Genomic DNA, 20,670 nt, shown 5'->3' with positions numbered 1-20,670 from the left:
AGGAGTTCCCCCATGCCCGTACGCCGCACCGCCACCCGGATCGCCGTCGTCGGTCTCGCCCCGCTCGCGGTGGCCGCGTACGCCACCGTGCCCGCGGCCGCCCACGGCTCGATGACGGACCCGGTCAGCCGGGTGGCGGCGTGCTACGCGGAGGGTCCGGAATCCCCGAAGTCGGCGGCGTGCAAGGCGGCCGTCGCGGCGAGCGGGGCGCAGGCGTTCTACGACTGGAACGCGGTGAACATCGCCAACGCGGCCGGCAAGAGCAAGTCCCTGATCCCGGACGGACAGCTGTGCTCGGCGGGCAACGCCAAGTACAAGGGCCTGGACCTGCCCCGCGCGGACTGGCCGGCGAGCCCGATGACGGCGGGCGCGCACACCTTCCGCTACAAGGGCACCGCCCCGCACAGGGGTTCCTTCGAGCTGTACGTGACGAAGGACGGTTACGACCCGACGAAGCCGCTGAAGTGGTCCGACCTGGAGGCGGCGCCGTTCGCGAAGGTCACCGACCCGGGGATGCAGAACGGCGACTACGTGTTCAGCGGGACGGTCCCGAAGAAGACCGGCCGCCACCTCGTCTACAGCGTCTGGCAGCGCTCGGACAGCCCGGAGGCCTTCTACACCTGCTCGGACGTCGTCTTCGGCAAGGACAACGGGGGTTCCGCGGGCGGCGGTACGACCGCGCCCGCCCCCGGTGGCAAGCCGAGCGCCTCGGCGAGCGCGCCGACGGGTACGAAGCCGAGCGCCAAGCCGGGCACGGTCACCTCCGCCCCCGCCACGCCCGCCACCGGCGGGCAGGCCCCGAAGCCGCAGGCCCCGACGGACCAGCAGATCGCGGACGGCGCGGACAAGTCCTCGGTGGAGCACAACGGTCACGGGGACGACGACGCGAAGACCAACGGTCGCACCGACACCGGCGGCCCCGCGCCGCTCGCGTCCTCGTCGCCGGTGGTCGCCAAGGGCGACAACCTCGCGGAGACCGGCGGCAGCGGCGCCACCCCGACGATCGCGATCGCCGGCGCGGGCGCGCTGGCCGCCGGCGCGGCCGTCCTGTTCGGGCTGGCCCGCCGCCGCGCGACCGCGGGCCGGCACGGCCGCTGAGCACCGGACCCGGGTCGGGGCCGAGGTTCCGACCCGGGTGTCATGATCCACGGCGCCGCCCCAACGGCGCCCTCCCGCCGCGGACCACCTGCGCGTCAGTCGAAGACCGACGCGCAGGTGGTCCGTTCGGCGTTGGCCGGGTCGAGGGCGTTGAGCGCCTCGTGCCAGGTCAGTCGGTCGGTCAGGGCGATGGTGACGTGCTCGGAGAAGTCCAGGGCGCACAGGTCCTGGAGCACGACGTTGCGGACGTTCGGCCCGTCGAGGAACTGGCTCCGGTACGGGGTGACGACCTGGTCGTACCGGGTGGAGATCACGGTGTACTTCACGCCGGGGACGGTGTCGCCGCCCGCGTTGAGCCGGGTCAGGAAGGGGGAGCCGGCGATCTGGTCGGCGAGGCCCGGGGTCGCGGTGCTGATCAGGTCCTCGGCTCCGGGGAAGTACGGGAGGAGTTGGGTGAGGCCGAGGAGGGTCGTGCCGTGGTTGTCGGGGGCGATGCCGACGAGCGCGTTGACCTTGGCGGCGCCGCCGAGGAACTTCAGGTAGTGGCGCGGCATCATGCCGCCCTGCGAGTGGCCGACGATGTCGGTCCTGGAGGCGCCGGTGGCGGCGAGGACCTTGTCGACGAAGACGTCGAGCTGGCCGGCCGACTTGTCGATGGGGCCGAGGCCGTGGAAGAAGGGCACGCCGGGGAGCTGCCCGTAGTCCAGGGAGTAGACGCAGTACCCGCGGTGGACGAGGTACGGCGCGAACCCGAGCCAGTTGTCGACGGAGTTGCCGAGGGTGCCGTGGACGAGGACGACGGGGCGGGGGTGCGCGGCGGACGGCTTGCAGGACCAGTTGTTCCAGCCGCTGCTGGGTGCGGTCGGCGCCGCCTGCGCCGCGCCGGTGGGGGCGACGAGGGCGGCGGCGGTGAGGGTGAGGACGGCCAGCGGGCGGAGCAGGCGTCTCCAGGGCAGCATCGTGTGATCTCCTTGCGGGTCAAGGGGAATGCGTGGGGGTTCGGCCCGTGATCCGGATCACAAGGTGGGGCTGCTGCCGTTAAATTACGGGCGAGTAGCAAGACAGGGAAGTTACGCGTCGGTAAAAAATCGCGTGTCGAGTACTTCTCCGGTGTCGCTCGGGAACAATGGACGCCCCCGAACCCCCGGTTGAGGTGAGCACGGCCATGCAGAGGGCCCCTGGTGCCGGTACCGAACTCGCCGCCCCTCCGGCCCTGGCGGCCGATCCGCTGGTCGCGGCCGTCACGGAGACCGCCGTACGCGTCCTGCGGCCCGAGGCGGAGCGGACGGCCCGGGCGGGGGTGCCCGCCGGGCACCTGGAGGCGCTGACCGCCTGCGGCGCGTACGGCCTGATCGGATACGAACCGGCGCCGGGGAGCGAGCTGACACCGCGTCAGGTGGGCCGGGAGGTGCACGAGGTGCTGGCGGCGGTGGACCCGTCGACGTGGTTCGTGTGGACCCAGCACGTTCCGCTGGCCAAGGCGCTGCTCGCGGCGGACGGCCCGGTGGGCGCCGCGCTGCGCGAGGAATGGTTGCCCGCGCTGGCCGGTGGCACCCGACGGGCCACGGCCGGCTTCGCCTTCCTGCGCCACCCGCGCCCGCCGGTCACCGCCGAACGGGTACCGGGCGGGTGGCGGCTGGCCGGCCGGGCCCCCTGGGTGACCGGGTGGGAGGCGGCCGACTCCCTGTTCGTCGGGGCCGTCACCGCCTCCGACGAGGTGGTCCTCGCGCTGGTCGACCGGGCATCGGACGGGAGCATGACCACCGTCGCGGGGGCCCCGCTGTGGGCGATGGGCGGTACGCACACGGCTTCCGTGGAGCTGCGCGACGTCCACGTGCCCGACGCCCGGGTGCTGGGCCGACAACCGCGGGCCGACTGGATCCGGGCGTACGACCTGGAGAACGCCGACGCCCAGCCCGCGATCTTCGGCCAGTTGCGGGCCACCGCCGACTTCCTGCTCGCGTCGCCCCCGTACGAGGACCTCGGCGTACGGGTCGCCCGCCGGACGGCCGGGCTGCGGGCGCGGGCGTACGCGCTGCGCGACGAACTCCCGCCGGGCGAGGGGGCGGCGGAGCGGCTCGCGCTGCGGGCGGCCGCACTGGACCTGGCCGTGCGGGCCGCCGCGACCTGCGTGGCCGTGACGGGCGGCCGCGCGATCCAGTACGGGCACACCGCCGGCCGGCTCTCCCGCGAGGCGCAGTTCCACCTGATCCAGGCCCAGACCACGTCCCTGCGTACGGAAACGGCCCGGCTGATGCTCGAAGACCTGTGAGTCAGGCCGCGACCACCCCGGGGACGTGATCCGCCAGGAAGGTGGACGCCGGCCTGACCGTGCCCGGGCCGAAGCGGGCGTTGGCCCGGTCGACGGCGGCTTCGACGGTGAGGCGGGATTCGCGGACGGGGTCGAGGGAGAGCTGCCGGGTGACCCCGGCCGCGCCGGTGAGGTCCTCGGCGCGCAGCGTCATGCCGGTCAGCCGGGCCCGTTGGAGTCCCGCCGCGTACATCAGGCGGTACGCGAGGGTGCGCAGGTCCTCGTCGTGCGCGGAGGCCTCGGTGAGCCGCCGGGACCTCTCCCAGCGGGTGCCGTCCGCGAAGTGGAGGGTCAGGCCAAGGGAGCGGGCGGCCTGCCGGCGTTCGCGCAGGCCGGCGCCGAGCCGGACCACGAGGGCGAGCAGGGCGGCCCGGGTGCGGGGGCCGTCGAGTTCCTGCCGGGTGAAGCGGGTGCGCACGACGGCGGAGGCGGGCAGGTCCCGCGGGGTGACGGGGCGGGGGTCGACGCCGCGGGCGCGTTCGGCGACGGTGCGGCCGGCCCGTTTGCCGAGGATCCGTTCCAGGACTCCGGGCGGGACCCGGGTGAGCGCCCCGACCGTGTGCAGCCCGTACCCGCGCAGCGCTTCGGCCTGCCGGGCCCCGAGTCCGTGCAGCTCCTCCACGGGCAGCGGCGCGAGGAACGCGGCGACCTCGTCCGCGGGCACGGCGAGGATCCCGCCGGATCCGGGGATCCGCGCGGAGGCCGTGGCGGCGACGGCCCAGGTGGTGGAGACGCCGATGCGCACGTCGGTGCCGAGGCGGGCCACGGCGCGCAGCCGGACGACCTCGGCGATGCGGGGGGCGTCGGCGGCGAAGTACCGCTGGGCGCCGCGCGCCTGGACGAGGGCGGCGCGCGGCGGCAGCGCCTGGACGAGGGGGGAGAACTCGCGGAGCAGGTCCAGGACGTCGCGGTAGCCCCGCTCGGGGAGCGCGGGGGCGCAGCGGACGTGGAGGATCGCGGTCATCCGGCGCTCCCGGGGCTGGAGTGCCACAACTTGCGGCCGGTCGCGGCGCCTTCGCCGGGCGGGCGGAGGTCGGCCCACGGGTTCATCTCGTAGCCGGTCGGCAGGTGGATGCGGCGGCCGGAGTCGCCGGAGTCGCCGGAGCCCTGGGGCAGGGGTTCGGCGAGCCGGGCGGTGACGGCTTCCAGGCCGCTGCCGGCGCGCAGTTCGGCGAGGGCGGCGAGGTCCCAGGCGGCGGCGCCGACCACGCTGAGGCTCTGCGGTCCGCGCCGCTGCACGACTCCTCGTACGAGGAGCAGGAAGGAGTGGAAGACGGTGTGCGCGCAGGCTTCCTGGCTGTCGTCGAAGAAGGCGAGGTCGACCAGGCCGGTGCCGTCGTCGAGGGTGCTGAAGATGACGCGGCGGCCGGAGCGGATCGGCGGGGTCTGGGTGGCGGCCTTGGCGCCCGCGACCAGGACGGTCCGGCCGTGGTCGGTGTCCCGCAGCCGGCGGGCCGGGGTGACGCCGAGTTCGGTGAGGAAGGCGTGGTGGTCGCCCATGAGGTGGCGCGAGGCGTCCATGCCGAGGATGCCGAGTTCCGCGCTGAGCCGTTCGGCGTCGCCGAGGTCGGGCAGGCCGACGCGGGCGGTGGACCTGCCTCCCCCCAGGGGGAGTTGGGTGCTCCCGCCGCCTGCGGAGCCCGAGGCGCGGTGGGCGCCGTGCAGTTCCGCCAGGTGCAGCATCAGGTCACGGCGGTTGGCGCCGAAGCAGTCCAGGGCGCCGACCTGGGCGAGGCGTTCGGCGACCGGGCGGCCGGGCCGGGCCCGGTCCCAGAAGTCGCGCAGGGAGGCATAGGGTCGTCCGGCTTCGATGCGCGCGACCTCGGCCTCGCTGATGCCGTGGACGTCGGAGAGGGCGAGCCGGAGCCCCCACCGCTCCGGCGGACCGGACACCAGTTCGATTCGATGGGCGGCCGTCGACCGGTTCACGTCGAGCGGGAGCACGGGCACCCCCCGGCGCCGGGCGTCGGCCAGCAGCAGCCGCTTGGGGTACATGCCGGGGTCGTGGGTCAGCAGTCCGGCGTAGAAGGCCGCCGGGTGGTGGGTCTTGAGCCAGGCCGACTGGTAGGTGGGCACGGCGAAGGCCACCGCGTGCGCCTTGCAGAAGCCGTAGCTGCCGAAGGCCTCGACGATCTCCCAGGTGCGGGCGATCACCTCGGGCGCGTAGCCGCGGCCGCCGGCCGCCGCCGCGAACCAGACCTTGATCCGCGCCTGCGAGCCGGGGTCGGACAGCCCGCGCCGGACGCGGTCCGCCTCGTCGCGGCCGCACCCGGTCATGACGTGCACGATCTCGATGATCTGCTCGTGGAAGACGACCACCCCGTACGTCTCGCGCAGCGCGTCGGCGAGGTCCGGGTGGGGGAAGCGGACGGGGGCCCGCCCGTGCCGGGCCTCGATGAAGGGCCGCACCATGTCGGCGGCGACCGGTCCCGGCCGGAACAGCGAGATGTCGACCACGAGGTCGTGGAACGTGGCGGGCTGGAGCCGCCCCACCAGGTCGCGCTGGCCCGGGGACTCGATCTGGAAGCAGCCCAGCGTCTCGCCGGAGCGGATCAGCTCGTACGTCGCCGGGTCGCCCGGCGGCAGCTGCGCCGGGTCGTCCAGGTCAAGTTCCCGCCCGGTCTCCCGGCGCAGTTCCGCGACCGCGTGCGCCATCGCGGACTGCATGCGGACGCCCAGCACGTCGAGTTTGAGCAGCCCGAGGTCCTCCACGTCCTCCTTGTCGAACTGGGACATGGGGAAGCCCTCCCCGCTGGTCGGGACGACGGGGGTGCGGGCGAGCAACGAGGCGTCCGAGAGGAGCACCCCGCACGGGTGCATGGCGGTGCCGCGCGGCAGCCCGTCCAGCGCCTCGACGAGGTCCCAGAGCCGGCCGTACGACTGCGCGCGCACGGAACGCAGTTCGGGCAGTTCCTCCAGGGCGGCGCGGGCGTCACGGGCCCGGATGTGCGGGAAGGCCTTGGCGAGCCGGTCGACGGCGGCCGGGTCCATGGACAGGGCCGCGCCGACGTCGCGGATGGCGTGCCGGACCCGGTAGGTCTCGGGCATCGAGACGGTGGCGACGCGTTCGGCGCCGAAGCGGGCGATGATCCGGCGGTAGACCTCCAGCCGGCGGGCGGACTCCACGTCGATGTCGATGTCGGGCAGGACGCGGCGGCGCTTGGAGAGGAAGCGTTCCATCAGCAGGCCGTGCGCGACGGGGTCGGCGTGCGCGATGCCGATGAGGTGGTTGACCAGGGAGCCGGCGCCGGAGCCGCGGGCGGCCACCCGGATGCCCATGTCCCTCACATCGTCCACGACCTGGGCGACCGTCAGGAAGTACGAGGCGTAGCCGTGGTGGGCGATGACGTCGAGTTCCTCGTGCATCCGGTCCCAGTACGCGCGCTCGCCGGCGTGCCCGCGCAGCACCATGCCGGCCGCGGCGCGCGAGGCGAGGACCCGCTGGGCGGTGCGGTGGGCGGCGCCGACGAGGCGGGCCTCGGGGAAGTGCACGGAGCCGATGCCGAGGTCCCCCTCGGGGTCGACGGAGCAGGCCTCGGCGGTCTCCCGGGTACGGGCGAGCAGGCGCCGGGCGTCGGCGGGGCGCAGCCCGGCGGCTTCGGCGATCCGGTCGGCGGCCTCGGCCATGGCGGCGGGGGCCTTGAGCCAGCGTTCGCCGGTGTCGTGGGGGCCGCGGGGGTCGACGGGGACCAGCCGGCGGGCCGCGTCGAGGACGTCGGCGACCGGGCCCTGGCCGGGGTCGGCGTACCGGACGGCGTTGGTCAGCACGGCCGGTACGCCCTGCTGCTCGGCGAAGCCGACCGTACGGGCGGCCAGCCGCAGCGAGCCGGAGCCGGTACCGGCGCGGCCGTGGTGGACGGCCTCCAGGCGCAGGGAGTCCCCGTAGACCTCCCGCCAGGGCGCGAGCAGTCGGGCGGCCCGGTCGGGGCGGCCCGCGGCGAGGGCCCGGCCGACCTCGGAGCCGGGGCCGAGCAGGACGAACACCCCGTCGCCGCGCAGGGCCTCCCGGGGCAGCAGCGGCGCCCGGGTGCGGGCGGTGCCGGTGGCGCCCGGGTCGGCGGCGGCGTCCGCCGCGTGCGCGGCGGTGACCATCCGGCACAGCTCGGCCCAGCCGGTGGCGCCGTCCCGGGCGAGGAAGACGGCGCGCGCGGCGGACTCGTCCACGAAGGCCCCGCCCTTGACCGGGACGCGCCGTCGGTGCGGGGTCCCGCCCGGCGCGGACACCGGATCGCCCGAAGGGCCTCCCGCGTCCGCCGCCGGAGCCACCGCCAGGTCGACTCCGAACAGGGGCCGGATCCCGGCTGCGGCGGCGGCCTTGGTGAACCGCACCGCGCCCGCGAGGGTGTCGCGGTCGGTCAGGGCGAGGGCGTCCATGCCCCGCTCGACGGCGCGTTCCGCCAGCCGTTCCGGGTGGGAGGCTCCGTAGCGCGTGGAGAACCCCGAAACGGTGTGCAGATGCGTAAAACCAGGCACCCGCGGCCTCCTGCTTCCTTCGATGCCCCCCGGCTCGTTCGGTCTGTCCCCCGCTCTCCACCATAGAGCAATTCGAATATTCGTGCGAAACACTTGTTCGGTCATCCGTTCGGTCCTCCCCTGCTGCGCCGCGCCCCCGACACGCCGAGCGTGGGAGGCATGACCCAGCCCACCCAGAGCACCGACCCGGGTCCGCCCGGCAGCTTCCTCGCCGAGATCAAGGACGCCGTGACCGTCCGGGCCGCCCTGCTGGTCCTGGGCGTACTGGCCCTCCAGCTGGCCTTCATCACCTCCTACATCGGGGCCTTCCACCACCCGAAGCCCAGCGGGATCCCGATCGCCGTGGCGGCGCCTTCCGCGCCGCTCGCCCAGCGGACCGCGCAACAGCTCGACGGGCTGCCCGGCAAGCCGCTCGACACCCGGGTGGCCACGAACGAGATGGACGCCGTCCGGCTGATCCAGAACCGCGACGTGGACGGCGCCCTGGTCGTCGACCCGGAGGGCACCACCGACCGGCTGCTCGTCGCGGGCGGCGCCGGAGCCTCCCTCTCCCAGGCCATCGAGGAAGTCGTCGCCCTCGCGGAGAAGAGCCGGGGCCGCACCGTCCGGATCACCGACGTGGCCCCGTCCGCCACGGGTGACGGACGCGGCCTGAGCTCCTTCTACCTCGTCGTCGGCTGGTGCGTCGGCGGCTACCTGTGCGCCGCGATCCTCGCGATCAGCGCCGGGGCCCGGCCCGCCAACTCCGCCCGCGCGGTCATCCGGCTCGGCGCGCTGCTCGCGTACGCGATCGTCGCCGGGCTGCTCGGCGCGGTCATCGCGGGCCCCGTCCTGGACGCGCTGCCCGGCTCCCTGATGGCCCTGTGGGGCCTCGGCACCCTGGTCGTCTTCGCGGTCGGCGCGATCACCCTGGCCCTCCAGGGGCTGGCGGGCGTCGTCGGCATCGGCCTGGCGATCCTGCTGGTCGTCGTGTTCGGCAACCCGAGCGCGGGCGGCGCCTACCCGTACCCCCTGCTCCCGCCGTTCTGGAGCGCCATCGGTCCGGCCCTGCCGCCGGGCGCCGGCACCTACGCCGCGCGGTCCATCGCCTACTTCAAGGGCAACGGCGCGGGCGGGCCGATGCTGGTGCTGGCGGCCTGGGCGGTGGCCGGATCGGCGATCACGATCGCCTGCGCGGCCTTCCGCAAGGGCCGGCCGGGAGCCGCCGTGGGCAGCGGCCTCGACGACGACTCCCCCGCCGTCGCCCGGTTCGCCGACGACGGAACCCCGCGCCGGTGAACCACCCGCCTTCCGCAACCGTCGGGGACCGGCCGAGCAGGCCGTCCCCGTCAAGCGGATGGAGCCCGGCGCCCAGGCGCGGCTGGGGGCGCTCGGCCTGCCGGGTTCACCGCCGCTTCCCGGCCCCCGCCGGTCCCGAGGACCAACCGGAGACGTGAACCCCGTCCCGCCCGGCCCGCGACCCCGGTCAGGCGGCGGCCCGGTGGACCACCTCGCCCGCCACCACCACCGTCTCCGCGACCGTGCCGGGGATGCGTTCCGGAGCGATGGCGAGGATGTCGCGGGACAGCACGACGAAGTCGGCGGCCTTGCCCACGGTCAGCGAACCGCGTTCGGCCTCCAGGAAGTTGGCGTGGGCGGAGCCCATCGTGTAGCCGTGGACGGCGGTCCGCACGTCCACCGTCTCGGCCGGCTGCCAGGGGTCGCCGCCGCCCAGCGGGCGGCGGGTCACCGCCGTGTAGATGCCGACCATGGGGTCCATCTCGGCCACGTTCCAGTCACTGGAGAAGGCCAGCACGGCCCCCGCGTCGTGCAGGCTGCGCATCGGCCAGGCCTTGTGCCAGCGGTCCTCGCCGACGTTCTCCGCCCAGTCCTGGCCGGGGCCCGCGATCTCCGGGGCGCAGTGGCGGGGCTGCATGCAGGCGACCACGCCCAGCTCCGCGAAGCGGGGCACGTCCGCCGGGTCCAGGCACTCCACGTGCACGACCTGGTGGCGGGCGTCGCGCGGGCCGTTGACCGTACGGGCGTGCTCCACCGCGTCGAGGACGGTACGGATGCCCCGGTCGCCGGTGGCGTGGACGAAGCACTGGAAGCCCCGCGCGTCCAGCCCGGCCAGCAGCTCCGCGAACTCCTCGGCCGGGTAGAAGGTCTCGCCCCGATGCTTGCCGCAGCCCGTGTACGGCTCCAGCAGGGCGGCCGTACGGGGCTCCACCACGTCGTCGATGTACAGCTTGAGCGGGCCCACCCGCAGCCGGTCCCCGGCGTACCTGCGGGCGGCGGCGGCGAAGGAGTCGAGTTCCGCCTCGGTGGTGCCGCGCGGGTGGAACAGCGCGGCGACGATCCGCGAGCGCAGCCGACCCTCGGCGCGGGCCCGCTCGTACAGTTCCAGGTCGTCGAGGGAGTTCTGCGGTTCCACGACGGTGGTGATGCCGAAGCCGATGGCGTCGTCGAGGCTCTTGGCGAGGCGCCCGTACTGCCGGTCGGGCGAGGCCCACGGCACGCCGAGGTCGCGCAGCGCGCGGTGGCCGTCCCGGGAGAGCCCCTTGATCGCGAAGTCCTTGACGAAGCCGGTGGGCTCGCCGGTCTCCGGGTCCACCGCGGCGGTGCCGAAGGGCAGGTCGGTACGTTCGCGGGTGACGCCCAGGCGGCGCATCGCGGCGGTGTTCAGCCAGGCCGTGTGCACGTCGTACGAGAGGACGATCGCGGGGGTGTCGCCGGTGACCGGGTCGAGGTCGGCGGCGCAGGGCATCCGGCCGCCGGGGATGGCGGAGTAGTCGAAGGCCTCGGCCTCGATCCAGGGGGCGTCCGGGTGGGCCTCGCGCCAGGTCCCGATGCGGTCGAGGATGGCCTCCAGGGTCCGTACGCCGGCCAGCTGGACGCAGGCGTCGTCGGAACCGAGCCGGACGTGGTTGTGGGCGTCGATGAAGCCGGGCAGGACCAGCTTCCCGCCGGCGTCGATCCGCTCGGTGTCCGGGCCGGCCCAGTCCGCGGCGCCGGCGTCGGGGCCCACCCAGACGATCCGGCCGTCGTGCACGGCGAGGGCCTCCGCCTCGGGCAGGTCCGGGTCCACGGTGTGGATGCGGGCTCCGGTGAGCAGCAGGTCGGCGGGGAAGGGCTGCGGTGCCATGGGGTGGCGCTCCTGTGCAGAGGGGTGGGACGGGGAGGGGGAGGCGGCGTCAGGCCGCCGGGGCGTACGAGGGCGCGCGCCGGGCCAGGGCCCAGTAGGTGAGCCCGGAGACGACCGCGCCGAGCAGGGTGAGGTCGGCACCGCCGAGGGGGGCCACCAGGGGCCCGGTCCACAGGGCGGAGTCGCAGGTCAGGGCGGAGAAGGTGATGCCGGCGAGGAGGGCGGCGAGGCCGGCCGGGTGGTAGCCGGAGCGGTACCAGTAGGCGCCTTCGCTGCCGGAGTGCAGCGCCTCGGCGTCGTAGCGGCAGCGGCGCATCAGCATGTCGGCGAGGAAGACCCCGCCCCAGGGGGCGAACACGATGATCAGCAGGGAGAGGAAGGAGAGCAGGGAGGTGGTGAAGTCGGTGAGGAAGAGGGCGGCCAGGGAGCCCGCGGCGGTGACGGCGGCGCTGATCACGATGGCGCGGGCGCGGCTCCAGGGGATGCCGAGGACCTGGAGGTTCAGGCTGGAGGAGTAGAGGGTGATGATCGAGTTGGTGACGGAGCCACCGAGCACGAGGGCCAGGAACAGGGGCTGGAACCAGCCGGGCAGCAGGCTCTCGGCCCCGGCCACGGCGTCGGTCATGTCGGTCTGCGTGGCCGCGGCGACTCCCGCGACGCCGAGGGCCACGGAGGAGACGAAGCCGCCCAGCGCGCCCATCCAGGTGATCGACTTCAGCGAGGTCGTCCGGGGCAGGTAGCGGGTGTAGTCGGCGGGCATCGGCAGGTACGAGAACGGTCCCGCGAGCATCACGACGAAGGCGAGGCTCCACCCGGACGGGCCGGGGGCCGCGGCCGGGGCGGAGGTGTCGGCGCCGGGCAGCACGAACAGCAGCAGGACGCCGAACCCGGCGGCCAGGACGTAGGCCATCCACCGCTCGGCGAACTGCACGGTGGCGTGTCCCCACATGGCGACGGCGAAGGTCAGCGCGAGGGTGACCGTGAGCGCCAGGGCGCGCACGGCGGTGCCGCCGCCGAGGCCGACCTCGGCGAGGAAGACCTCCAGGGCGAGCGTCCCGACCACGGTGTTGACGATGGTGTAGCCGATGCTCACCACCCAGTTCAGGACGCCGGCCGGGAAGTTGCCGCGGACCCCGAAGGCGGCGCGGGAGATGACCAGGGTGGCGGTGCCGGTGCGGATGCCGCTGAGGCCGGCGGCGCTGATCGCGAAGAAGGACAGGCCGCTGATCACGACCACGGCGGTGGCCTGCCAGAAGGAGAGCCCGAAGGCCACGGCGAGGGCGCCGTTGATCACGTAGGTGAAGGTGAGGTTGGAACCGAACCAGAGCCAGAAGAGGTCCTTGGCGCTGCCGTGCCGCTCGGCGTCGGGGATGGGGTCGATCCCGTGGGTCTCGACCCGGAACACCTCGTCGACGTCGGCGCTCCCCTGCTCCTGCTCCTGCTGTCTCATGACGGGCCCCTGACTCGACGATGAACCTTGAATGACGTTCTAAGTTCTTGAATGGCATTCAAGATGCGCGCTGGACGGCGGCCCCGTCAAGACCCTGTCCGGGATAAGGTCGGGCCAGGAAGATCAGGGAGGCGGCGGACCGGTGGCTGGAGCGGCACGGCGGCGCGACGGGCGGATCGCCCAGGAGCGGATGCTGGAAGAGGCCATGGCGGCGATCGCCGAGGACGGCCTGGCCGCGCTCACCATGTCCGCGCTCGCCGAGCGGCTCGGCACCAGCGGCGGCCACATCCTGTACTACTTCGGCAGCAAGGACCGGCTCCTGCTGGAGGCCCTGCGCTGGAGCGAGGCCCAACTGGGCGCCGAACGCTTGGAACTGATGAACCGTCGGGTCACCGTTCAGCGCAAGCTCAGCCTCTTCGTGGAGCTGTACCTGCCGCTCGGCCCGCGCGACCCGCGCTGGACCCTGTGGATCGAGCTGTGGGCCCGTACCGCTTCGAACGAGCCGCTCAAGGCCGCCCAGGAGGAGATCGACGAGGGCTGGCAGCGGGACCTGGAGGCGCTGCTGACGAAGGGCGTGGAACAGGGCCGGTTCGCCCCGCTGGACGTACCCGCCCGGGCCTCGGAGCTGCTCGCCCTGCTGGACGGGCTGAGCACCCGCGTGGTGCTGGGCCAGCGCGGCGCCGACCGGACCACCGCCCTGGCCCGGGCCCGCTCGGCGACGGCCCTGCTGGTCCCGACCCCGCTCAGGGTCCCGCCGGTCTAGCGCGCTCCGCCCCGTCGGGATCGCCGGGCACGCCGAAGGGCCCGCCCGGGTCCGGCCGGCCCGGGCGGGCCCCCGGGGTGCGGCGGCGCGGGCTACTCCCGCTCGCCGGCGGGCCCTGCGGCCGGGGCGCCCTCGGCGTTGCCGTAGTAGGCCTGCCGCATGAGCCGCTTCACGTCGTCGATCATCGGCATCCGCGGGTTGGCGGGGGCGCACTGGTCGGCGTAGGCGTTCATGGCCTGGACCGGGAGGGCTTCGACGAAGGCCTCCTCGTCCACGCCCTCCTCGGCGAAGGAGGCGGGGATCCCGCACCGGGTGCGCAGGTCCTCGACGGCCCGGGCGTACGATTCGACGCCCTCGGCCGGGGTCGCGGCCGGCAGTCCGAGCATCCGGGCGATCTCCTGGAACCGCTCCGGCGCCCGGTAGACCTCGGCCTTCGGCCACGGGGTGGCCTTGTGCGAGACGGTGCCGTTGTGCCGGATCACGTGCGGCAGCAGGATCGCGTTGGTGCGGCCGTGGGCCACCTTGAAGGTGTTGCCCAGGGTGTGCGCCATGGCGTGCACCAGGCCCAGGAAGGCGTTGGCGAAGGCCATGCCCGCGATCGTCGAGGCGTTGTGCATCTTCTCGCGGGCCCCGGGGTCGTTCGGCCCGTCGACCACGCACCGCTGGAGGTTCTCGAAGATCAGCTTGACGGCCTGGAGGCAGAGGCCGTCGGTGTAGTCGTTGGAGTACGCGGACACGTACGCCTCGGTGGCGTGGGTCAGCGCGTCGAAGCCGGAGTCCGCGGTCACCGTGGGCGGCAGCCCCATGGGCAGGACGGGGTCGACGATGGCGACGTTGGGGGTCAGCGCGTAGTCGGCGAGCGGGTACTTCTGGGCGGCGGCCGGGTCGGAGATCACCGCGAAGGGGGTGACCTCGGAGCCGGTGCCGGAGGTGGTCGGGATGGCGACCATCTTCGCCTTCTCGCCGAGCGAGGGGAACGTGTAGGCGCGCTTGCGGATGTCGAAGAACTTCTCCTTGGTGTCCGCGAACTCGACCTCGGGGTGCTCGTACATCAGCCACATGACCTTCGCGGCGTCCATCGGCGAGCCACCGCCGAGGCCGATGATCGTGTCGGGTCGGAAATCGCGCATCATCGCCGCGCCGGCCCGGACGGTGTCCAGCTCCGGGTTGGGCTCGACGGTGTCGATGACCTGGATGGCGACCGCGCCCTCACGGGCGCCCAGGATGTCGGTGACCCGCTGGACGAAGCCGAGGTCGACCATGGTCCTGTCGGTGACGATCGAGACCCGGCCGAGGCCCTCCATCTCGCCGAGGTGGCGGAGCGAGTTCCGCTCGAAGTAGATCTTCGGCGGGACCTTGAACCACTGCATGTTGTTGTCGCGCCGTCCGATCCGCTTGACGTTGATCAGGTTCACCGCGGTGACGTTGTTGGACACCGAGTTGTGGCCGTAGGAACCGCAGCCGAGGGTGAGCGAGGGGAGGAAGGCGTTGTAGACGTCGCCGATGCCGCCGAAGGTGGAGGGCGAGTTGGCGATGACGCGGACGGCCTTGACCCTGCGGCCGAACTCCTCGACGAGGGCCTCGTCCTCGGCGTGGATGGCGGCGCTGTGCCCCAGCCCGTGGAACTGGACCATCGCGGCGGCCAGTTCGAGGCCGTGGTCGGTGTCGGAGGCCTTGAGGGCGGCCAGGACCGGGGAGAGCTTCTCGCGGGTCAGCGGCTCGCCCTCGCCGACCTCGTCGCATTCGGCGAGCAGGATCGAGGTGCCTTCGGGGACGGTGAAGCCCGCCCGTTCGGCGATCCAGCTCGGGGACTTGCCGACGACCGCCGGGTTGAGCCCGGCGCCCGAGCGGTCGGCCGCGTGGGCCGTGGTGCCGAAGACGAACTGCTCCAGCTTGGTCTTCTCGGCGGCGCTCACCACGTGGGCGCCGAGCCGCTCGAACTCGGCGAGGCCCTGCTCGTAGATCTCCGCGTCCAGGATGACGGCCTGCTCCGAGGCACAGATCATGCCGTGGTCGAAGGCCTTGGAGAGCACGATGTCGTGGACCGCCCGGCCCAGCTTGGCGCTCTTGTGGACGTAGGCGGGGACGTTGCCCGCGCCGACGCCCAGGGCCGGCTTCCCGCAGGAGTAGGCGGCCTTGACCATGGCGTTGCCGCCGGTGGCCAGGATGGTGGAGACCCCCGGGTGGTTCATCAGGGCGGCGGTGGCCTCCATGGACGGGACGGTGATCCACTGGACGCAGTTCTCCGGGGCGCCGGCGGCGATCGCGGCGTCGCGCACGACGCGGGCGGCCTCGGCGGAGCAGTTCTGCGCGGAGGGGTGGAAGGCGAAGATGATCGGGTTGCGGGTCTTCAGGGCGATCAGCGCCTTGAAGAGGGTGGTCGAGGTCGGGTTGGTGACCGGGGTCATCGCGCAGACGACGCCGACGGGTTCGGCGATCTCGGTGATGCCGTTCACCTCGTCGCGACGGATGACGCCCGCGGTCCGCAGCCCGCGCATCGAGTTCACCACGTGCTCGCAGGCGAACAGGTTCTTGACCGCCTTGTCCTCGAAGAGGCCTCGCCCGGTCTCCTCGACGGCGAGCCGCGCGAGGTCACCGTGCCGGCCCAGCGCCGCGAGGGAGGCCTTCTTGACGATGTGGTCGACCTGCTCCTGGTTGAACGACTCGAACCGGCCGAGCGCCGCCAGCGCCCCTTGGACCAGTCCGTCCACCATCTCGTTGGCCCGCATGGCAGGACTCCTTCATTTCGACCTTTTCCTGATGTCTCCATTCGACACCCGAAAGCGGAAGCGGCGGCGCCGAAAAGGCCCTGACCCGGGGGGCCGCAGGACCGTTGACCGCCGTTCACCACCCCTCCCGCACCCTCATGACCTGCGGTGATGGTCAAGGACCAAAGACCCCTGCGCGCTTGTGAAAACTTTCACAAGAATTTCCAGCGGAGTGCGCCCTATCGCGTTCCGCGGGGGAAGAGCACAATCGCCCTGACCGACAGCCCGCACCGACGTGAGGGAGGAAGCGCGTGCGCCAAGAGGTGCGCACCGCCGACGGACGCGTCCTGATGACGGAACGTCGGGGCGACCCGGACGGCAAGCCCGTATTCCTGCTCCACGGCACCCCCGGCAGCCGTCTGGGCCCCGCCCCCCGGGGCATGGTCCTCTACCAGCGACGGACCCAGCTCATCGCCTACGACCGGCCCGGCTACGGCGGCTCCGACCGCCATCGGGGCCGCACCGTGGCCGACGTGGCCCAGGACGTCGCCGCCATCGCCGACGCCCTCGGCCTGGACACCTTCACGGTCGCCGGCCGCTCGGGCGGCGCCCCCGGCGCCCTGGCCTGCGCCGCGCTGCTCCCCGACCGGGTCACCCGCACCGCGGCCCTGGTCCCCCTCGCCCCCCGGGACGCGGAGGACCTGGACTGGTTCGCGGGGATGGCCGCCTCGAACGTACGGGAGTACACCACCGCCTCCGACGACCCCGAGGAGCTGGCCGCCCGGCTGATCCCGCGCGCCGACGGCATCCGCCGCGATCCCGGACGCCTGCTGGACGAACTGCGCCGCGAGCTGACCGCCAACGACCGCATGATCGTCTCGGACGCGGGACTGCGGGCGATGCTGCTGCGCAACTACCGCGAGGGCCTGCGCACCTCCGCCTGGGGCTGGATCGACGACGCCCTCGCCTTCAGCGGCCCCTGGGGCTTCGACCCCGCCGACATCCGCTGCCCGGTGCTCCTGTGGCACGGCGAACTCGACGTGTTCTCCCCCGTCGGCCACTCCCGCTGGCTGGCCCGGCGCATCCCCGGGGCCACCACCAGCATCGACCCGGCCGCCGCCCACTTCGCGGCGCTGCGCGCCCTGCCCGACGTCCTCACCTGGCTCCTGCGCGACCTGCCCACGCCCCCGCTCGACACCCGCCAACCCGCCTGAGGCGCCGCCGGCCGGACAGCTGCCGACCGCCCGCCGGACGGCTGTGGGGAAAAAGGATCTTGACGTGTGGCAAACGGCCGAATAGCGGTTCCCGAGAAATGCGTCACGCTTTCCCTAGAACGCTTGACCAGGCGTCATGTCTCGGTTGCCAATGGGGTGTGGCCGAGTAAAGTCCACGCTTGACGGCAGCAACGCGCTGGTGTCTTCCCCGCCCATTTCGCATGGCCTCCCCGAGGACGGTGTCGTGAACACTTCCGCAACCCCCCCGACCAGCACGAACAGGGACCGCCGGGTCCCGCTCGCGCTGATCGACGTCCGCAGTGCGGCCGCCACCGCGACGCTCGGCCGGGTGATTCCGTCGGAATCCGGTCGTCGCGTTCAGGCACCGATCTTCAACTCTGCGCTCTGACGCGGAAGTACGCGCTCTAGACTGGCGGAATGACCGGCCTGATCGCATTTCGCGAGATCGTCCTGAAGGTTCACAGCAGATGCGATCTCGCTTGTGATCATTGCTACGTCTACGAACACGCAGATCAGAGCTGGCGGGCCCGTCCGAAAGCGATCTCCCCCGAGGTCATCGCCCGGACCGCGTCACGGCTCGCCGAACATGCCCGTGACCATGCCCTCCCCTCCGTCACGGTGATCCTCCACGGAGGGGAACCCCTGTTGGCCGGCACCGACCGGCTCCGCCTCGTGTGCGAGGAGTTCACCCGCGCCCTCGCCGGCACGGCCGCCCTCGACCTGCGGATCCACACCAACGGGCTCCAACTCGACCGCCGTTACCTGGACCTCTTCGCCGAGTACGGCGTCCGGGTCGGCATCTCCCTCGACGGGGACCGCGCCGCCAACGACCGTCACCGGCGTTTCGCCGACGGCCGGACGAGCCACCCGCTGGTCCTCGCCGCCGTCGACCTGCTCCGCTCCGAGCCCTACCGCCCGCTCTACCAGGGCCTGTTGTGCACGGTCGACGTGGCCAACGACCCCGTCGCCGTCCTGGACGCGCTGGTCGAGCTGGAGCCGCCCCGGGTGGACTTCCTGCTCCCGCACGCCACCTGGGCCGCCCCGCCGGCCCGGCCCGACGGCGCCCCCGACGCCTACGCCCGCTGGCTGCTGCGGGTCTTCGACCACTGGGACCGGCTGGGGCGGCCGGTACCCGTTCGGCTCTTCGAGTCCCTGCTGTCCACCCTGCGCGGCGGCCCGAGTCTGACCGAGTCCCTCGGGCTCGCGCCGACCGACCTCGTCGTGGTCGAGACCGACGGGAGCCTGGAACAGGTCGACTCGCTCAAGACCGCCTACGAGGGCGCCGCCGCCACCGGGTTCAACGTCTTCGACCACTCCCTCGACGAGGTCGCCGCGCACCCCGGCGTACGGGCCCGTCAGCTGGGGCTCGCGGGCGTCAGCGACACGTGCCGCCGCTGCCCGGTCGTACGTTCGTGCGGCGGCGGCCTCTACACCCACCGCTACCGGGAGGACGGCCCCGCCGGACCGGGCTTCGACCACCCCTCCGTCTACTGCTCGGACCTGCGCGAACTCGTGGACGGCGTGGCGGGACGGACCGCGGACCGCGAGGCCGCCCCCGAGCTCGCCGACCCGGCGGAGCTCGCCCGCTCCCAGGCGGAGCTGACCCGGGTCCTGCTGGCCCGGCTGCACGAGGACCTCGCCGGCGACCCCGAATGGCTGCGCGCCTGGGAGTCGGTGTCCGGGGTCGAGGCCGCCGGGGAGGCGGGCGCGGACGCCCTGGACGCCGTACTGGACCACCCGTTCACCCGGACCTGGGTGCTCGCGGCCCTCGACGCCGCCCGGGACGGTCGCCCGGACGGCCCCGGCGCGGCCCGCAGGCTCGCCGCGCTGGGCGCCGCCGCGGTGCTGCGGGGCGGGCTCGCCCTGCCCGCCGAGGTGGCCTACCGGGACGGCGAGGTGTACCTGCCGACGCTGGGCCTGCTCCGGCTCGGGGAACCCGGCACGCGGGGACGGGCCGCCCTGCGCGCCACCGACGAGGGGTACGCCGCCCGGGACGGCCGCGCCGAGCACCGCTTCGGCCCGGACGCGGGCGACGCCCGCTGGTTCCCCGTACGGACCTGGTCCCCGGAGCCGGACGCGGCCCCGGTGGCGCTGGATGACCTCGATCCGCACCGCGACTGCTTCGCCCGCCCGCCCAGGCTCCGACTCGGGGCCGGCGAGGCCGACGCCTGGCGGAACCGGCTCGACGCGGCCCGGGCGCTGCTGCACCGCACCGTCCCCGGGTTCGCCCGGGCGGCCGGCGCCGGGCTGAGCACGCTGACCCCGCTGGCCGGCGGCCCGCGGGCCGGGAGCTGGGGCGAGGCCGGGCGGCACGGGCCGGGGGCGCTCGGCGTCCCGTACGGGGCCGGGGTGCGGGAAACCGCCCTGGCGCTGCTGACCGGGCGGCGCCGGGCCCGGCTGCGGGAGCTGACCGAGGTGGCCGACCTGTACGCGCTGGACGGGGCCTGGCAGCACCCCTCGCCGTGGCGGGAGCGTCCGGTACCGGTGTCCCGGCTGCTGGCCGACGTGCACGAACGAGTCGCTGTGGAGGCGTACCGGCGGGCCACCGCCACCCACGAGCCGGACGGCGCGGACCGGATCCAGCGGGCCCTGGAGCGGCTGGCGGGGGCGGCGGAGCTGACGGTGACCGGCAAGCGGCTGGTCGAGGAACTGCACTGGGAGCTGAAGGCGGTCGACGCGTGAGCCCGCCCCCGGCCGGCCGCGCCCCCGGCCCGCTCGCGCTCGCCGCGCAGCTGCGGCGGCTGGGCGTGCGTCCCCGTACCCGGCTGCTGGTGCACGCCGCGCTGGGCGGCACCGGGCTGCGCGCCGAGACCCTGCGCGACGCGCTGACCGGGTTGCTCGGCCCGCTCGGCACCCTGGTCGTCCCGGCGTTCACCTCGGAGAACTCGCTGACCTCCACCGCGCACCGGGCGCGGGTCGCGGGGCTGGACGAGCCGGGGGTACGGGCGTTCCGGGCCCGGATGCCGGCCTTCGACCCGGAACGCACCCCGAGCCAGGGCATGGGCGCCTTCGCCGAGGCCGTCCGGACCGCGCCGGGCGCAGCGCGCAGCGACCATCCGCAGACCTCCTTCGCCGCGCTCGGCGCGGGTGCGCGCGCCCTGTGTTCCGGGCACCGGCTCGACAATCACCTCGGCGAGGAGTCGCCCCTGGGAAAGCTGTGTGGGGAGGGGGGTCAGGTTCTGATGATCAATGTGGGCTTTTCCGCCTGCACCGCCTTCCATCTCGCGGAGTACCGAATTCCGAAGCCCCCCTTGCGCATGTACGACTGTGTGGTGAAGGTGAACCTTCCGGGGGGACGCGGTGGTCAGCAGGGGGGAGAGTGGACCACCTTCGAGGACGTCGCGCTGGACGACAGTGATTTCGCCGTGATCGGCAGCGCATTCCCGGAATCCGCGGTGCGCCGGGGGCTGGTGGGAGGGGCTCCCGCCACGTTGTTCTCCCTTCCGGATGCCGTTGACCACGCAATGGACTGGATGACCGAAAACAGACGCTGATTGACTGAACGATG

The 20,670-nt window shown here is 73.8% G+C and carries 13 protein-coding genes; 7 read left to right on the top strand and 6 right to left on the bottom strand.

What is annotated here, in order from left to right; genetic code table 11:
- The first annotated feature begins 12 nt into the window (after positions 1–12).
- Complete coding sequence (locus tag ACZ4XJ_RS21080; protein ID WP_468497006.1) at positions 13–1,098, top strand: lytic polysaccharide monooxygenase auxiliary activity family 9 protein; 1,086 nt, start codon at positions 13–15, stop codon at positions 1,096–1,098.
- A 95-nt stretch (positions 1,099–1,193) separates the two neighbouring features.
- Here the strand turns inward: ACZ4XJ_RS21080 and ACZ4XJ_RS21075 are convergent, their stop codons facing one another.
- Positions 1,194–2,057 (bottom strand): esterase/lipase family protein, encoded by an 864-nt coding sequence (locus ACZ4XJ_RS21075; protein WP_362877330.1) that lies wholly within the window; start codon positions 2,055–2,057, stop codon positions 1,194–1,196.
- Positions 2,058–2,263: 206 nt separating this feature from the next.
- Between ACZ4XJ_RS21075 and ACZ4XJ_RS21070 the strand changes: the two genes are divergently transcribed.
- On the top strand, positions 2,264–3,370 hold the full coding sequence (locus ACZ4XJ_RS21070; protein WP_468497005.1) for a hypothetical protein: 1,107 nt from the start codon (positions 2,264–2,266) through the stop codon (positions 3,368–3,370).
- A 1-nt stretch (position 3,371) separates the two neighbouring features.
- Here ACZ4XJ_RS21070 and ACZ4XJ_RS21065 read toward each other — a convergent pair whose 3' ends face one another.
- The gene (locus ACZ4XJ_RS21065; RefSeq protein ID WP_362877332.1) at positions 3,372–4,373 is read right to left on the bottom strand and encodes a DNA polymerase Y family protein; all 1,002 of its coding nucleotides are present in this window, start codon (positions 4,371–4,373) and stop codon (positions 3,372–3,374) included.
- The gene (locus tag ACZ4XJ_RS21060) at positions 4,370–7,882 is read right to left on the bottom strand and encodes a DNA polymerase III subunit alpha (RefSeq protein WP_468497004.1); all 3,513 of its coding nucleotides are present in this window, start codon (positions 7,880–7,882) and stop codon (positions 4,370–4,372) included. The genes ACZ4XJ_RS21065 and ACZ4XJ_RS21060 overlap by 4 nt, the downstream gene beginning before the upstream one ends.
- A gap of 159 nt (positions 7,883–8,041) precedes the next feature.
- Here ACZ4XJ_RS21060 and ACZ4XJ_RS21055 point away from each other — a divergent pair, with 159 nt between their 5' ends.
- Positions 8,042–9,160, top strand: coding sequence for a DUF3533 domain-containing protein (locus ACZ4XJ_RS21055; protein WP_468497003.1), 1,119 nt, complete (start codon positions 8,042–8,044; stop codon positions 9,158–9,160).
- A gap of 187 nt (positions 9,161–9,347) precedes the next feature.
- Here the strand turns inward: ACZ4XJ_RS21055 and ACZ4XJ_RS21050 are convergent, their stop codons facing one another.
- Complete coding sequence (locus ACZ4XJ_RS21050) at positions 9,348–11,006, bottom strand: amidohydrolase (RefSeq protein ID WP_362877335.1); 1,659 nt, start codon at positions 11,004–11,006, stop codon at positions 9,348–9,350.
- Between the two features lie 49 nt (positions 11,007–11,055).
- A complete protein-coding gene (locus ACZ4XJ_RS21045) occupies positions 11,056–12,456 on the bottom strand; it encodes a purine-cytosine permease family protein (protein ID WP_468497002.1) in 1,401 nt (466 codons plus the stop codon).
- 142 nt (positions 12,457–12,598) lie between these two features.
- Between ACZ4XJ_RS21045 and ACZ4XJ_RS21040 the strand changes: the two genes are divergently transcribed.
- Positions 12,599–13,219 (top strand): TetR/AcrR family transcriptional regulator, encoded by a 621-nt coding sequence (locus ACZ4XJ_RS21040; RefSeq protein ID WP_362877337.1) that lies wholly within the window; start codon positions 12,599–12,601, stop codon positions 13,217–13,219.
- A 92-nt stretch (positions 13,220–13,311) separates the two neighbouring features.
- Here the strand turns inward: ACZ4XJ_RS21040 and adhE are convergent, their stop codons facing one another.
- Positions 13,312–15,948 carry a bifunctional acetaldehyde-CoA/alcohol dehydrogenase gene (adhE, locus tag ACZ4XJ_RS21035; RefSeq protein ID WP_468497001.1) on the bottom strand — a complete coding sequence of 879 codons (2,637 nt, stop codon included), beginning with the start codon at positions 15,946–15,948 and terminating at the stop codon, positions 13,312–13,314.
- Positions 15,949–16,277: 329 nt separating this feature from the next.
- Between adhE and ACZ4XJ_RS21030 the strand changes: the two genes are divergently transcribed.
- From ACZ4XJ_RS21030 to ACZ4XJ_RS21020, 3 genes are all read left to right on the top strand, one after another.
- Positions 16,278–17,141 carry an alpha/beta fold hydrolase gene (locus tag ACZ4XJ_RS21030; RefSeq protein ID WP_383994725.1) on the top strand — a complete coding sequence of 288 codons (864 nt, stop codon included), beginning with the start codon at positions 16,278–16,280 and terminating at the stop codon, positions 17,139–17,141.
- Between the two features lie 438 nt (positions 17,142–17,579).
- The gene (gene fxsBH / locus ACZ4XJ_RS21025) at positions 17,580–19,844 is read left to right on the top strand and encodes a radical SAM/SPASM protein FxsBH, inactivated beta-hydroxylase extension form (protein ID WP_362877339.1); all 2,265 of its coding nucleotides are present in this window, start codon (positions 17,580–17,582) and stop codon (positions 19,842–19,844) included.
- The gene (locus ACZ4XJ_RS21020; protein ID WP_468497000.1) at positions 19,841–20,656 is read left to right on the top strand and encodes an AAC(3) family N-acetyltransferase; all 816 of its coding nucleotides are present in this window, start codon (positions 19,841–19,843) and stop codon (positions 20,654–20,656) included. Before fxsBH ends, ACZ4XJ_RS21020 begins: the two co-directional genes overlap by 4 nt.
- The last annotated feature ends 14 nt before the right edge of the window (positions 20,657–20,670 follow it).

This window comes from Streptomyces sp. NPDC029836 (genome assembly GCF_055574495.1).
This window is presented reverse-complemented; position numbering and strand designations above follow the sequence as displayed.

Excerpts from the sequence above, each read along its gene's own strand:
- ACZ4XJ_RS21080 (WP_468497006.1), top strand. The coding sequence starts at position 13 with ATGCCCGTACGCCGCACCGCCACCCGGATCGCCGTCGTCGGTCTCGCC.
- ACZ4XJ_RS21075 (WP_362877330.1), bottom strand. The coding sequence starts at position 2,057 with ATGCTGCCCTGGAGACGCCTGCTCCGCCCGCTGGCCGTCCTCACCCTC.
- ACZ4XJ_RS21070 (WP_468497005.1), top strand. The coding sequence starts at position 2,264 with ATGCAGAGGGCCCCTGGTGCCGGTACCGAACTCGCCGCCCCTCCGGCC.
- ACZ4XJ_RS21065 (WP_362877332.1), bottom strand. The coding sequence starts at position 4,373 with ATGACCGCGATCCTCCACGTCCGCTGCGCCCCCGCGCTCCCCGAGCGG.
- ACZ4XJ_RS21055 (WP_468497003.1), top strand. The coding sequence starts at position 8,042 with ATGACCCAGCCCACCCAGAGCACCGACCCGGGTCCGCCCGGCAGCTTC.
- ACZ4XJ_RS21050 (WP_362877335.1), bottom strand. The coding sequence starts at position 11,006 with ATGGCACCGCAGCCCTTCCCCGCCGACCTGCTGCTCACCGGAGCCCGC.
- ACZ4XJ_RS21045 (WP_468497002.1), bottom strand. The coding sequence starts at position 12,456 with ATGAGACAGCAGGAGCAGGAGCAGGGGAGCGCCGACGTCGACGAGGTG.
- adhE (WP_468497001.1), bottom strand. The coding sequence starts at position 15,948 with ATGCGGGCCAACGAGATGGTGGACGGACTGGTCCAAGGGGCGCTGGCG.
- ACZ4XJ_RS21030 (WP_383994725.1), top strand. The coding sequence starts at position 16,278 with ATGACGGAACGTCGGGGCGACCCGGACGGCAAGCCCGTATTCCTGCTC.
- fxsBH (WP_362877339.1), top strand. The coding sequence starts at position 17,580 with ATGACCGGCCTGATCGCATTTCGCGAGATCGTCCTGAAGGTTCACAGC.